Genomic DNA, 13,360 nt, shown 5'->3' with positions numbered 1-13,360 from the left:
TGGCAGTACCGCGAGCCTAACCCGGGCCCGCCCGGATATCCGGCACCGGCTGGGCACTAAGCTGGAAATCAATGAAACTCGTTGACCAGCTGCCTGTCCTGTCCGCCTCAGACCCCTCCGGCGCAGGCATCGACCCGGACGCCCTGTACACGCAATTCCTTGAGTGGACCGAAAGCCGGGGCCTGGAACTTTACGCTGCCCAGGACGAGGCCATCATGGAGCTCGCCACCGGAGCCAACGTCATCCTCGCCACCCCGACGGGCTCCGGCAAATCGCTGGTGGCCATCGCGGCGCACTTCCAGGCCATGGCGCGGGGCCAGCGCAGTTACTACACCGCCCCCATTAAAGCGCTGGTCTCGGAGAAGTTCTTTGCCCTGTGCGACATTTTCGGTGCAGAAAACGTCGGCATGATCACGGGTGACTCCGGCGTCAACCAGAACGCACCGATCATCTGCTGCACGGCAGAAATCCTCGCGAACATCGCCCTCCGCGAAGGGGCCGACGCCGAGCTCGGTGCGGTCATCATGGACGAATTCCATTTCTACTCCGACCCCCAGCGTGGGTGGGCCTGGCAGGTCCCGCTGCTGGAGCTCCCCCAGGCCCAGTTCCTTCTGATGTCCGCCACCCTGGGCGATGTCAGCCGGTTCGAGGCCGGCATCACCGAACTTACGGGCCGCCCCACCACCACCGTCAGTTCAGCCGAGCGCCCCATTCCGCTGCATTACTACTACCACCAGACGCCGGTCCACGAAACACTCGAGGAACTCCTCTCCACCCGTCAGGTGCCCGCCTATGTGGTGCACTTCAGCCAGATCGAGGCCATTGACCGGGCCCAGACACTGATGAGCATCAACGTGTGCACCCGCGAGGAGAAGGACAAGATCGCGGAGCTGATCGCGAATTTCCGTTTCGCCGCAGGCTTCGGCAAGACGCTCAACCGGCTGGTCCGGCACGGTATCGGGGTCCATCACGCCGGCATGCTGCCGAAGTACCGCAGGCTCGTGGAGCAGCTCGCCCAGGCGGGCCTGCTCAAGGTGATCTGCGGTACGGACACACTGGGCGTGGGGATCAACGTGCCCATCCGCACCGTGTTGCTCACCGCACTGAGCAAGTACGACGGCGTCCGCACCCGCCCGCTTAACTCCCGGGAGTTCCACCAGATTGCCGGAAGGGCCGGCCGCGCCGGGTATGACACCGCGGGGACAGTGGTGGTCCAGGCACCCGAGCACGTCATCGAAAACGTGAAGGCGATGGCCAAGGCCACCGCCAAGTTTGGTGACGACCAGAAGAAGCTCCGCCAGGTGGTCAAAAAGAAGCCGCCGGAGGGCTTCGTCTCCTGGGGGGAACCCACCTTCAAGCGCCTCGTGGAATCCGTGCCCGATCCTTTGACGTCCAGCTTCAGCGTGACGCATTCGATGCTGATGAACCTGATGGAACGGCCCGGCGACCCGTTCACAGCGGCCCGCCAGCTGCTGACCGAAAACCACGAGACGCGGTCCTCACAGCTGCGGCTGATGAAAAAAGCCCTGGGAATCTATCGTGAGCTCCTCGCCGCTGAGGTGGTGGAGCGCATCCCGGCAGAAGAGCAGGGCCATGACGGCAGGACAGTACGGCTCACCGTCCATCTGCAGGCCAACTTTGCCCTGAACCAGCCACTCTCGCCGTTTGCGCTGGCGGCGCTGGAGCTCCTTGACCCGGATTCGCCGTCGTACGCCCTGGACGTGGTGTCCGTGATCGAGGCGACCCTCGAAAAGCCCCGCCAAATCCTCTCCGCGCAGCAGAAGAAGGCCCGCGGGGAAGCGATTGCCGCGATGAAGGCTGACGGCATCGAGTACGACCAGCGCATGGCCATGCTGGAGGAAGTCACCTACCCGCAGCCGCTCGCCGAACTCCTGGGCGAAGCCTTCGAGGTCTACCGCAAGGCCGCGCCATGGGTGGGCGACTTTGAACTGACGCCCAAGTCCGTGGTCCGCGACATGTACGAGCGGGCAATGAACTTCGGCGAATTCGTCCAGTTCTACGGGCTGGCCCGCTCCGAGGGCATTGTGCTGCGCTACCTCGCCGACTGCTTCAAGGCGCTGCGCCAGACCGTGCCGCAGGACATGCTCCGGGAGGACCTTGAAGACCTCATCGCCTGGCTTGGCGAGCTGGTGCGGCAGGTGGACTCCAGCCTCCTGGACGAATGGGAGGAGCTGACGTCCGGCGCGATGCCCACCCCGCACGACGCTCCCCCTCCCCCGCCGCCGTCGCTGACGTCCAACATCCGCGCCTTCCGCGTGATGGTCCGCAACGAGATGTTCCGCCGCGTGGAACTGTTCGCGGACGAAAACGCCGCAGCCCTGGGCGAGCTCGACGGCGGCGCGGGCTGGGATGCCAACCGCTGGGAAGACGTCCTGGACGACTACTTCGACGAACACAACGACATTGGCACCGGCCCGGATGCCCGCGGTCCCGGACTGCTCATGATCACCGAAGAGCCAGGGCTTTGGAAGGTCCGGCAGATTTTCGACGATCCGGCGAGCAACCATGACTGGGGCATCTCCGCGGAAGTGGACCTGGCGGCCTCGGATGAAACCGGTACGGCAGTGGTCCGTGTCACCGACGTCAACCGGCTCTAGGCTCTGACCGAATGGACTCCGTCCCCGACCTGACCGGCAGCCTTCGGGTTGTGGAAGCCCTGGAGGCCCAGCCCGTGGCACCTTCCAACGGTCCACGGCAGTGGTGGAAGGGCCCGCTGGACGTCGAGGGACTGGCTTTGGGGGCGGTCCAGGCAGCAGCGACGTCGCTGAACGCGCTTGTTGGCGTTCCGGGCCGGTATTCCCTGGCATCCGGAGCCACCGCGGCGGCCTTCGATTCGCTGGGACATCTGCGGGTCGCGGGCGTCAAACCCGAAGGGTTCGCTCCGATGTCCGGCTTTCGGCGCACGTCGGACGGCTGGATCCGCCTCCACGCCAATTACCCCCACCACGCAGCCCGGCTGACGTCGGCCCTCACCGTGAGCACACCACAGGACGTGGAACACGCCCTGTTAGGTATGACGTCGCTGACAGCCGAGGAAGCCATCACGGCAAACAACGGCGTCGCTGCTGCCGTGCGCACACGGGACGAGTGGATCGCGACCCCCATGTATGCGACGGCCAGCTCCGGTCCATGGATCAGAATCTCCAGTCCGCCACCGTCAGCCAGTGAAAGTCCGCAGCTCTCCCGGTGGGTTCCATCGGCAGTTCCGCGCCACCCCTTGGCCGGGCTAAAGGTGCTGGACCTGACGCGCGTCATTGCGGGGCCCACTGCCACACGCCTCCTGGGCGCCCTGGGCGCGGACGTCCTGCGCATCGACCCGCCCCAGCTTCCGGGAGTTGAGAGATGTGTTCATTGACTCGGGCTTGACAAGCGCAGCGCCGAGGCGGACCTCCGGGATCCTGCCGCCATGGAAACGGTCAGGCTTCTCATTGAGTCTGCAGACGTGGTGGTCACCGGTTACCGCGACGGCGGGCTGGACCCTTTTGGGCTGGCGCCCGAAGCGCTGTTGCTTGCCCGGCCCGAACTCGTGATCGTCACCCTCAGCGCCTGGGACAGCGGCGGCCCTTGGAACGGACGGCGCGGTTTTGACAGCCTGGTACAGGCCGCTTGCGGCATTGCCGAACGGTATGGCCGCACGACTGATGACGGGTGGCAGCCGGGGGAGCTCCCAGTGCAGGCACTGGATCATGCCACCGGTTATGGCCTGGCGGCGGCAGCAATTGCCTTGCTGGCCGAACGGCTCCGAAGCGGACGTGGCGGCACTGGCCGGCTTTCCCTGGCCCGCACCGCTGAAGAATTGTTCCGGCTGCCCGCAGTGGCCAGTCACGGCGGTTCCCTGCCTGACCCGGAACTCCGCGTGATGGACAGCCCCTACGGCCGCCTGCGATATGTTGGGCCGCCCATCATGGCGGACGGCGTGCCGCTGGAGTACAGCAAGGGACCCGTACGCTACGGAACATCGCAGCTTCGCTGGCAATAGGGAGCCTGGCAGCAGGGATCACGGCCCCGCCAGTAAACTCGGACCATGAGTGTAATCCGCCCAGCCACCCGGCAAGACGTCCCCGCCATCCTGCAGATGATCCATGAACTGGCCATCTACGAAAAGGAACCGGACGCGGTCCGCAACACATCGGAAATGCTGGCTGAGGTCCTGTTCTGCGAGAACCCGCGCGTGTTTGCCACGATGGCTGAGAACAGCGCAGGCGAGGTCCAGGGATTCGCGCTCTGGTTCCTGAACTACTCCACCTGGGAAGGCGTCCACGGCATCTACCTGGAAGACCTCTACGTCAGCCCGCACGCCCGCGGCGAGGGCCACGGCAAAGCGCTCCTGCAGCACCTGGCCGCCACCGCCGTCGAGAACGGTTACGCCCGGGTTGAGTGGAGCGTCCTGGACTGGAACGAACCGTCCATCAACTTCTACCGCAGCCTCGGCGCCCGCCCCCTGGACGGCTGGTCCACGTTCCGGCTGACCGGCGACGCGCTGGAGAGCTTTGGCACCAGAACGGCAGCGTCCATCCGTGGTTGAGCGGGACGCTTCCACTCAAACCATGCAAACGCGGACCCCTGTCCCGCATTTTGTGAAGGCCCGGCACGAATTCCGGGGCATGCGCACCGCCGAGCACTACTTCACCGTTCCTTTGGACCACTTCGCGCCCGGCAGTGACGCCGCCGCCGAGACCATCACCGTGTTCGCCCGAGAGTACGTCTCGTCGGCCCACACTCAGGCTGAAGCCGAGGAGCTTCCCTGGCTGGTGTTCCTCCAGGGCGGGCCGGGCGGCCGCGGCAACCGGCTGGCTTCGCTGAGCGGCTGGAGCAAGGCGGCGGCCCGGGACTTCCGGATCCTGATGCTGGACCAGCGCGGCACCGGGCTTTCGACCCCCATCGACCGGAACACGCTGCCGGCGCGTGGAACGGCAGAGGCACAGGCTGCGTACCTTGAGCATTTCCGTGCGGATTCCATCGTGGCCGACGCGGAGCTCATCCGGGCGGCGCTCGGCTCCGGCCCCTGGAGCATCTACGGCCAAAGCTACGGCGGATTCTGCGCACTGACGTACCTGTCCTTTGCCCCGGACGGGCTGAAGGAGGCTCTCATCACGGGCGGACTTGCGCCGCTAGCCGGCCATGCCGACGACGTCTACCGCGCCACGTTCGCGCGCGTTGCCGCCCGCAACACCGAGTACTTCAGCTGGTATCCGGAGGACCGCCGGACAGTGAACGCGATCGCATCGCACCTTCGCCAGACCGAGGAGTTCCTACCCGACGGCGGCCGGCTCACGGTGGAACGGTTCCAGATGGTGGGGTCCTTCCTGGGCGGTAACACGCGGGTGGACGGCCTGCACTACCTGCTGGAGGACGCCTTTACCGGGACACCACACGGGAACAGGCTCGCCGATGCCTTCCTGGAGCAGGTCCAGGGCATCGTGTCCCGCCTGGCGAACCCGCTCTATGCTCTGCTGCACGAGTCCATCTACGGGCAGGGACAAGCGACGGACTGGGCTGCCTGGCGTGTGCTGCAGGAAAATCCGGCATTCCGCCCGGATGCGGAGGCGCTGCTGCTGACCGGCGAGATGGTGTACCCGTGGTATTTCGAACAGGATCCCGCCCTGGTGCCGCTGCGGCAGGTGGCCCATCTGCTGGCCGCCAAAACGGACTGGAAGCCGCTCTATGACCCCACACAGTTGGCCGCGAACAGCGTGCCGGTCGCCGCCGCGGTTTACCAGGACGACATTTACGTGGACCGCAGCCTGTCACTGGAGACGGCGGCTGCTGTGCGCGGACTCCGGGTATGGGAGACGGCCGACTTCCACCATGACGGCATAGCGGACGACGGCGAGGCTATTTTCGGGCGGCTGCTGGGTATGGTGCGCTCGGTTGCCGGCTCAGCCGGCAGCTGAGCCGGCCGCCGGGCTGCGGCGGCGCGCCACCAGGGCAACGACGGCGGCGGTCAGGACAGCAGCCCCCACCAGTCCGCCTGCCATGTTGAGCCCCAGGTAGCCGGCCCAGCTGAGGATCAGTCCGGAAGTGGCCCCGCCCACCGCACCTGCGGCGCCCATCAGCATGTCCGACACCCCCTGGACCAGCACGCGGGACTCCTGGGGGACGCTCTCCGCCAGCAGCGTGGACCCGGAAATGGTGGCCGCAGACCAGCCCATGCCCAGCAGCACAAGTCCCACGGCCACCGCGACGGTGGACGTCTGGCCAAATCCGGCGACGGCGACGGCAGCGATCAGCGTGGCGAAGCCGATCATGATGGTCTCAGTCCTGCCTGCCTTGTCCGTCAGCCAGCCCATGACCGGCGACAACGCGAACATGCCTGCGATATGCAGGGAGACGGTGAAGCCGATGATCACCAGGACATCGCCGGAGGCGGCGTGGCCGGCATGGGAGGCACCAGGCCCGGCCACGAGTTCCTGCAAATGCAGCGGGGTCATGGACATCACGCCCACCATCACGGCGTGCGCTCCGACGACGGCGGCAAGCGCCAGCCAGGAAGCCCTGGACTGGCGGATTGCCCGCAGCCCGCGGACGAGCGATCCCCCGACTGCGTTGCGCGCGGTGGCGCTTTGCTGATTTGCCGTACGTGGTGGCGTGCCCTGCATCTTCCCGCCAGCTGGCTGGGCGTCGAGATCCAGTGCGGCGGGTTCCTGAGTGGCAAGATCCCGGGCGGCAAGATCCTGGGCGGCGATTTCCCGCGCGAGCAGGAGCGGGTCCGGCCTGAGGCCAGCGAAAAGCAGCACAATGGCCAGCAGGAGTCCGGCTGCGGAGATCACGAACGGTCCGGCGACGGGCGGCAGGCCGAGGGCCAGGCCCACAACGGTGCCGGGCTGGATCAGGTTGGGTCCGGCCACGGCGCCGACCGTCACAGCCCACACCACGGCGGAAAGCGCCCTGCCGCGGTGTTCAGCATCCGCAAGGTCGACGGCGGCGAAGCGTGCCTGCAGGCTGGCCGCGGTACCCACCCCGATGCCCACCGCCCCCAGCACCAGCAGGACGAACAAGCCGGACACCACCGACATCACTATCAGAACTGTGCCGGCGAGGGCGGCGGAAAGCCCCGTGACCTGCCCGGCCCGACGGCCCCGCCGGTCCGCCAGCGAAGCAAGGGGCAGTGCTGTCAGCGCGGCCCCCAATGTCATAACCGTGGCCACGGCACCCGCCCACACGCTGGAACCTGACTGTTCCACGGCCAGGATGGACCCAATGGAAACCGTGGCTCCGGTGCCGATGCCACCGAAAACCTGGGCCGCGCTCAGCAGCACCACGGTGCGCCGTTGCACCTGGCGCACTCCTCTTTCCGTGATCAGTGTGCGGGCCATGGTCCGAGCATAGTCCTGGGCGGCCAGGTCCTACAGGGGGCAGATTAAGCCACTGATCCCGGCCGCCGTGCGGCCGGGATCAGTGGAAATGCAGTGTGCGTCAACGGAACGCGGAGACAGCCTACTCGGCGTCGCTGAGGCTCTTCTTGGCGTCTTCCTCGAGTCGGGGGTCCAGGTGGGCTGTCTTTGCCTTGGAGCTCAGGAGGCTGGCAATCACGGCAACGATGATGGTGCCCACGATGACGGCCAGGGAGACGAATGTCGGAATCTCCGGGGCCCACTCGATGTGGTTGCCGCCATTGATGAACGGCAGTTCGTTCACGTGCATGGCGTGGAGCACCAGCTTCACGCCGATGAACGCCAGGATGAAGGACAGCGCGTGCTTCAGGTAGATCAGGCGGTTCATCAGGCCACCCAGCAGGAAGTAGAGCTGGCGCAGGCCCATCAGGGCGAACAGGTTGGCGGTGAAGACGATGAACGGGCTCTGCGTCAGGCCGAAGATCGCGGGAATCGAGTCCACTGCGAAGAGGAGGTCGGTCAGGCCGATGGTGATGAACACGATCAGCATGGGGGTGAAGACCTTCTTGCCGTCCACCGTGGTGCGCAGCTTGCCGCCGTCGAACTTCTCCGACATGGGGATGACCTTGCGGATCCGGGCGATGAGCGGGTTTTCCTTGTCCTCTTCGTCCTCGCCTTCGTCCTGGGCCTGCTTCCAGGCGGTCCAGAGCAGGAACGCGCCAAAGATGTAGAACACCCAGCTGAACTGCTCGATCACGATGGCGCCGAGGAGGATGAAGATGCCGCGCAGGATCAGGGCGATGATGATGCCCACCATCAGGACTTCCTGCTGGTACTTACGAGGCACGGAGAAGCGGGCCATGATGATGATGAAGACAAACAGGTTGTCGATGCTGAGGCTGTATTCAGTGACCCAGCCGGCCACAAACTGGCCGCCGAATTCGGCGCCGGTAAAGAAGAACATGGCCCCGGCGAACAGCAGGGCCAGGGAGACGTAGAACGCAACCCACAGGCCGGCTTCCTTCATGGAAGGCTCGTGGGGGCGCCGGACGACCAGCAGAAGGTCAATGAGGAGGATCAGGCCAAGGACGACAAGTGAGCCGACCTCGAACCACACGGGTAATTCGGGCACAGGTTAGCCTTTCGCAGGGTACAGAGAAATGGTGTAAGTCTCTCCGGCCAGCCTGTGCACTTGGTGCTGAAATGGCGGCCCGCTACGCCCGGCCAGGCAACTGTGCCTGGCGTGCTGACGATCGTAGCGCTCGGGATACTCCCCTACGTGACGTTAACTGTACAGCAGCGTCCCGACATGCGGAAACATGCCCCGACTGCCACGTCCCTTCGACGCCCGGGGGTGGACTAGGCGTGGCCGGCCGCCTGCATCTGGCGGAGTTCCTTCTTAAGGTCACTGACCTCGTCCCGGATCCGCGCGGCCAGCTCGAACTGGAGTTCGGTGGCAGCGCCGTGCATCTGTTCGGTCAGCTGTTCGATGAGGCCCACGAGGTCTTCGGCCGGTGCCGCGGCGAGGCCGTCCTTGCGGACTTGTGCCGCGCCCTTGGCCGCAGACTTGCTACGTTTGGCGCCCTTGGCCAGCCGGTTGTTGTTGAGCAGCTCCTGGGTGTCGGCGTCTTCCTTGGCAAGTTGGTCGGTAATGTCGGCAATCTTCTTCCGCAGCGGCTGCGGATCGATGCCCCGTTCCGTGTTGTAGGCAACCTGGATGGCGCGGCGCCGGTTGGTCTCGTCGATAGCCTTGGCCATGGAGTCGGTGATGCGGTCCGCGTACATGTGGACCTCGCCGGACACGTTGCGGGCAGCACGGCCGATGGTCTGGATCAGCGAAGTCGCCGAGCGCAGGAAGCCTTCCTTGTCCGCGTCCAGGATGCTCACGAGGGAGACCTCGGGCAGGTCCAGGCCTTCGCGAAGCAGGTTGATGCCCACCAGGACGTCGAAGACACCCATCCGGAGTTCCCGGAGCAGTTCAACGCGTCGGAGGGTGTCCACGTCCGAGTGCAGGTATTCGACCTTGATGCCGTGGCCCAGCAGGTAGTCGGTGAGGTCCTCCGCCATCCGCTTGGTCAGGGTGGTGACCAGGACGCGTTCGTTCTTTGCCGTGCGGGTCTTGATCTCGCCGAGGAGGTCATCAATCTGGCCCTTGGTGGGTTTGACCACCACCTCGGGGTCGATCAGTCCGGTGGGCCGGATGATCTGCTGCACAAAGCCGTCAGCCTTGCCGAGTTCGTACTTGCCGGGCGTGGCCGACAGGTAGACCGTCTGGCCCACGCGTTGGAGGAATTCGTCCCATTTCAGCGGTCGGTTGTCCATGGCCGACGGCAGGCGGAAGCCGAAGTCCACGAGGTTCCGCTTGCGGGACATGTCGCCCTCGTACATGGCGCCGATCTGCGGCACGGTGACATGGGATTCGTCGATCACCAGCAGGAAGTCGTCCGGGAAGTAGTCGATGAGGCAGTGCGGAGCGGTCCCGCGGGCACGGCCGTCGATGTGCGACGAGTAGTTTTCGATGCCGTTGCAGAAGCCCATCTGCTGCATCATTTCGAGGTCGTAGGTGGTGCGCATCCGGAGCCGCTGGGCTTCCACCAGCTTGTTCTGGCCTTCCAGGACGGCCAGGCGTTCGGCGAGTTCGTCCTCAATCCGCTTGATGGCCCGGGCCATCCGCTCGGGCCCGGCCACATAGTGCGAGGCCGGGAAGACGTACATTTCCTCCTCGTCCCGGATCAGTTCGCCAGTCAGCGGATGGAGAGTGTGGATGTTCTCAATCTCGTCTCCGAAGAATTCGATGCGGATGGCCAGTTCCTCGTACATCGGGATGATTTCCACGGTGTCGCCGCGGACCCGGAACGTGCCGCGGTGGAAGTCCATGTCGTTGCGCGCGTACTGCATGGAGACGAATTTCCGGAGCAGGTCGTCGCGGTTCATCTGCGCCCCTTTGCGGAGCGTGACCATGCCGGCAATGTACTCTTCCGGCGTGCCCAGGCCGTAGATGCAGGACACCGTGGCCACCACAATAACGTCCCGGCGGGTCAGCAGCGCATTGGTGGCGGAGTGGCGGAGCCGTTCCACTTCCTCGTTGATGGACGAGTCCTTCTCAATGAAGGTGTCCGTCTGCGCTACGTAGGCCTCAGGTTGGTAGTAGTCGTAGTACGAAACGAAGTACTCCACCGCGTTGTTGGGCAGGAGTTCACGGAATTCGTTGGCGAGTTGGGCGGCCAGGGTCTTGTTCTGCACCATGACCAACGTGGGCCGCTGGACCTGTTCGATGAGCCACGCCGTGGTGGCGCTCTTGCCGGTGCCGGTGGCGCCCAGCAGGACAACGTCCTTTTCGCCGTTCCTGATCCGCTCCGTGAGTTCGGTGATGGCGGCAGGCTGGTCGCCGGCCGGCTGGAACTCGCTGATGACTTCAAACGGAGCGACGACGCGGTTGATCTCCTGGGCAAGGCTCATGCATCTAATCTACAACCGGGGACCGACAGTGAAAGCCGGATCAGTTACCGGCGAACATCACCCTAAACGGGCGGACAGGATCAGGGCGCGTACGACGGCGGCACCCACCCCGTGCGCGCAGCCCAACCGTCCATACGCGGCCAGGCGACGTCCGTGAACCACGGCTCCTTCGCCTCCGCATAGGCGTGGGTACCTCTACTGCCGGCAAACTGTTCGGTCAACGCGCGTTTATGGTCTTCATACAAGGCGGCGGCTTCCGTGTCGTTCCTGAGCCAGTCGCGGAAGAGCAGCGCGTAGCGCCAGCCGGCCGATCCGGCCGCCCGTACGTGCACGTTGGCGGGGCGGCCGGGGTCCGCGTTGGCGTGGAAGCGTTTTTGCCACTGCGCCGGGTCCGGATCCGTCAGTTTCGGAGTGTCGAAGCCAACCCCCGGCACGGCCGGGAAGCCAGCAGCGGCCAGCAGCGGTGCGATCCGGTCCGCGGCGTTGAGATCGGACACCGTGACCTGGAGGTCGATGACGTCCTTGGCTGCCAGGCCAGGCACGGCTGTGGAGCCGATATGGTCCACAGCCAGGATGTCGTCCGGTGCTGCGGCCGTGATTCGGGCGCCAAGCCGTGCAGCCTGGACCGCCCAATCCTGCTGCGGCACCGACAAGACTGCCATGCCTGCCCTGACCGCCCTGACGCTGCGCCGGAGATTGCGCGCGAACGGCACCAGTCGTTCGGCCCAGAGCCGGTCCACCTGCGCCGTCACGTCCGCCAGTGATCCGGAGTTGTCCAGCACGACGTCGGCAGCGGCCAGCCGCGCCCCGCGCGAGGCCTGGGCAGCCATGCGTGACCGGGCGTCCTCGGCCGTCATGCCGCGGTGTTCGAGCATCCGGGCGATCCTGACGTCATCGGCCGCGTCCACCACAAGGACAAGATGGAAGCCGCTCCCCTGGCCCGTCTCCACGAGCAGTGGAATGTCCTGGACCACAATGGCGCCGGCCGGGGCTGTGGCGATGATCCTGGCCGCGGCGGCCCGGACCAGCGGGTGCACAATGCCGTTCAGCACGGCCAGCTGCGAGGGATTGCCGAACACCACGGCACCCAGCCTGGCCCGATCCAGCCGGCCGCCGCCGTCGAGCATTTCCTCTCCAAAGGCTTCCACCACGCTGGCCAGCCCCGGCGTTCCCGGTTCAACGACGTCCCGAGCCAGCGCATCCGCGTCCACCAGCACCGCACCGAGCTCCGCCAGGCGTGTGGCGACCACTGACTTCCCTGAGGCGATGCCGCCCGTCAAACCGATCTTCAGCATCCCACCACCCTAAACTGAAGACGTGGCACAAACAGCGGATACACAGAGCACTGACGCCGCAGACAGCAGGGCCACCGCCTACACCACGCTCGCGTTGGGGCCGGAGTTCCGGCACGAGATCGAGATCAAACGCTCCAGGTTCATCACGGTGCTGCGCCGCGCGGACAATGAGGACACCGCGCGGGATCTGGTGGCCGCCCTGCGCCGCGAGTTCCACGATGCCCGCCACCACTGCTCGGCGTTCGTCCTGGGGCCGGACCGGGACATCCAACGCTCCAATGACGACGGCGAGCCCTCCGGCACGGCCGGCATCCCCATGCTGGAGGCCATCATCAAGAGGGAAACAGCGCCGGGCGTGACGGACCTCAGCGACGTCAGCGCCGTCGTCGTCCGCTACTTCGGCGGCATCCTGCTGGGGGCGGGTGGGCTGGTGCGTGCATATTCCGAGTCGGTTTCCGCGGCCCTGCAACGGGCCCCACTGGTTCGTCGCAGCCGGCTGCGGATCTGTTCGGCGTCGGTGCCGCACTCCGCCGCGGGACGGCTGGAGAACGACCTTCGCGCGGCCGGGTTTGTGATGGCGGAAACCACCTACGGAGCGCAGGACACGGTCCTTCGCCTGGCCGTGCCTGACGATGCCGCGGAAGTTTCTGCCGCCACCGATCGCGTGTTGTCACTCACCGCCGGGAGAACCGTGCTCACGCCGGCCGGAACGGAGTGGCTCGATGTCCCGCTGCCCTGAAGTCCGTCTGGCAGACGTCGACGACCCCATGCTGGAGCGGCTGCTGCAGCTGGCGCAGCTGGATGCGTCCGCGGATGACGTCACGCCGCCGCTGGGCAACGGGACGGGCTGGAATGCCGAACGCATCGACTGGTTCCGCGTCTACCACCGGTCTGCAGCCGCGGGACTGGAGGGACCGGTAGCGGAAAAGAGCTGGGCAGTGCTATGCGACGGCAGCCCGGCCGGCGCGATCAGGCTCAAGCTGACGGACGCGGAAACGGCGCAACACGAAACAGCTGAGACGGGCATCTGGCTGGGCCGGAGCTACCGCCGCCACGGTGTCGGCGGCGCCGCGTTGCGGCTGGTGTTGGCGGAAGCCCGCCGCGCGGGACTGCACCAGGTCGTGGCCAACACCACGGCAGCCAACATCGGCGCGCAGCGGCTCCTCACCGCCGCTGGCGCGGTCCTGACGCACGACGACGGCGGCGCGGTGAGTGCCGTCGTCGTACTCTCAACTAACTCGCAGTAGACGC

9 protein-coding genes and 1 pseudogene are annotated in these 13,360 nt (G+C 66.0%); 6 read left to right on the top strand and 4 right to left on the bottom strand.

Annotated features, from left to right (window positions below):
- Window positions 1-71: 71 nt before the first annotated feature.
- From NG698_RS02135 to NG698_RS02120, 4 genes and pseudogenes are all read left to right on the top strand, one after another.
- Window positions 72-2,618, top strand: coding sequence for a DEAD/DEAH box helicase (locus NG698_RS02135; protein WP_252598767.1), 2,547 nt, complete (start codon window positions 72-74; stop codon window positions 2,616-2,618).
- Between the two features lie 11 nt (window positions 2,619-2,629).
- A pseudogene (locus tag NG698_RS21780) lies at window positions 2,630-4,000 on the top strand (CoA transferase).
- Window positions 4,001-4,045: 45 nt separating this feature from the next.
- On the top strand, window positions 4,046-4,546 hold the full coding sequence (locus tag NG698_RS02125; protein ID WP_252598765.1) for a GNAT family N-acetyltransferase: 501 nt from the start codon (window positions 4,046-4,048) through the stop codon (window positions 4,544-4,546).
- A 22-nt stretch (window positions 4,547-4,568) separates the two neighbouring features.
- On the top strand, window positions 4,569-5,915 hold the full coding sequence (locus NG698_RS02120) for an alpha/beta fold hydrolase (protein WP_252607935.1): 1,347 nt from the start codon (window positions 4,569-4,571) through the stop codon (window positions 5,913-5,915).
- Here the strand turns inward: NG698_RS02120 and NG698_RS02115 are convergent.
- From NG698_RS02115 to coaE, 4 genes are all read right to left on the bottom strand, one after another.
- A complete protein-coding gene (locus tag NG698_RS02115) occupies window positions 5,901-7,337 on the bottom strand; it encodes an MFS transporter (RefSeq protein WP_252598763.1) in 1,437 nt (478 codons plus the stop codon). The two genes, NG698_RS02120 and NG698_RS02115, sit on opposite strands and share 15 nt — an antisense overlap.
- 121 nt (window positions 7,338-7,458) lie before the next feature.
- Window positions 7,459-8,487: a TerC family protein gene (locus NG698_RS02110; RefSeq protein ID WP_252598762.1), complete on the bottom strand. Its 1,029-nt coding sequence runs from the start codon at window positions 8,485-8,487 to the stop codon at window positions 7,459-7,461.
- A 227-nt stretch (window positions 8,488-8,714) separates the two neighbouring features.
- Entirely contained in the window at window positions 8,715-10,814 is a 2,100-nt protein-coding gene (uvrB, locus tag NG698_RS02105) for an excinuclease ABC subunit UvrB (protein ID WP_252598761.1), read from the bottom strand.
- Window positions 10,815-10,894: 80 nt separating this feature from the next.
- Entirely contained in the window at window positions 10,895-12,109 is a 1,215-nt protein-coding gene (gene coaE, locus NG698_RS02100) for a dephospho-CoA kinase (protein WP_252598760.1), read from the bottom strand.
- A gap of 22 nt (window positions 12,110-12,131) precedes the next feature.
- On the opposite strand from coaE, the gene NG698_RS02095 reads away from it, so the two are divergent.
- A complete protein-coding gene (locus NG698_RS02095; protein WP_252598759.1) occupies window positions 12,132-12,848 on the top strand; it encodes an IMPACT family protein in 717 nt (238 codons plus the stop codon).
- The gene (locus NG698_RS02090; protein ID WP_252598758.1) at window positions 12,832-13,356 is read left to right on the top strand and encodes a GNAT family N-acetyltransferase; all 525 of its coding nucleotides are present in this window, start codon (window positions 12,832-12,834) and stop codon (window positions 13,354-13,356) included. The genes NG698_RS02095 and NG698_RS02090 overlap by 17 nt, the downstream gene beginning before the upstream one ends.
- The last annotated feature ends 4 nt before the right edge of the window (window positions 13,357-13,360 follow it).

This window comes from Pseudarthrobacter raffinosi (genome assembly GCF_023913735.1).
In the GTDB taxonomy this organism is placed as follows: Bacteria; Actinomycetota; Actinomycetes; order Actinomycetales; family Micrococcaceae; genus Arthrobacter; species Arthrobacter raffinosi.
Note: the sequence above shows the minus strand (reverse complement) of the source record. Positions and strands in the feature narration are given on the sequence as shown.

Coding starts and splice junctions, on each gene's coding strand:
- NG698_RS02135 (WP_252598767.1), top strand. CDS start 72: ATGAAACTCGTTGACCAGCTGCCTGTCCTGTCCGCCTCAGACCCCTCC.
- NG698_RS02125 (WP_252598765.1), top strand. CDS start 4,046: ATGAGTGTAATCCGCCCAGCCACCCGGCAAGACGTCCCCGCCATCCTG.
- NG698_RS02120 (WP_252607935.1), top strand. CDS start 4,569: ATGCAAACGCGGACCCCTGTCCCGCATTTTGTGAAGGCCCGGCACGAA.
- NG698_RS02115 (WP_252598763.1), bottom strand. CDS start 7,337: ATGGCCCGCACACTGATCACGGAAAGAGGAGTGCGCCAGGTGCAACGG.
- uvrB (WP_252598761.1), bottom strand. CDS start 10,814: ATGAGCCTTGCCCAGGAGATCAACCGCGTCGTCGCTCCGTTTGAAGTC.
- coaE (WP_252598760.1), bottom strand. CDS start 12,109: ATGCTGAAGATCGGTTTGACGGGCGGCATCGCCTCAGGGAAGTCAGTG.
- NG698_RS02090 (WP_252598758.1), top strand. CDS start 12,832: ATGTCCCGCTGCCCTGAAGTCCGTCTGGCAGACGTCGACGACCCCATG.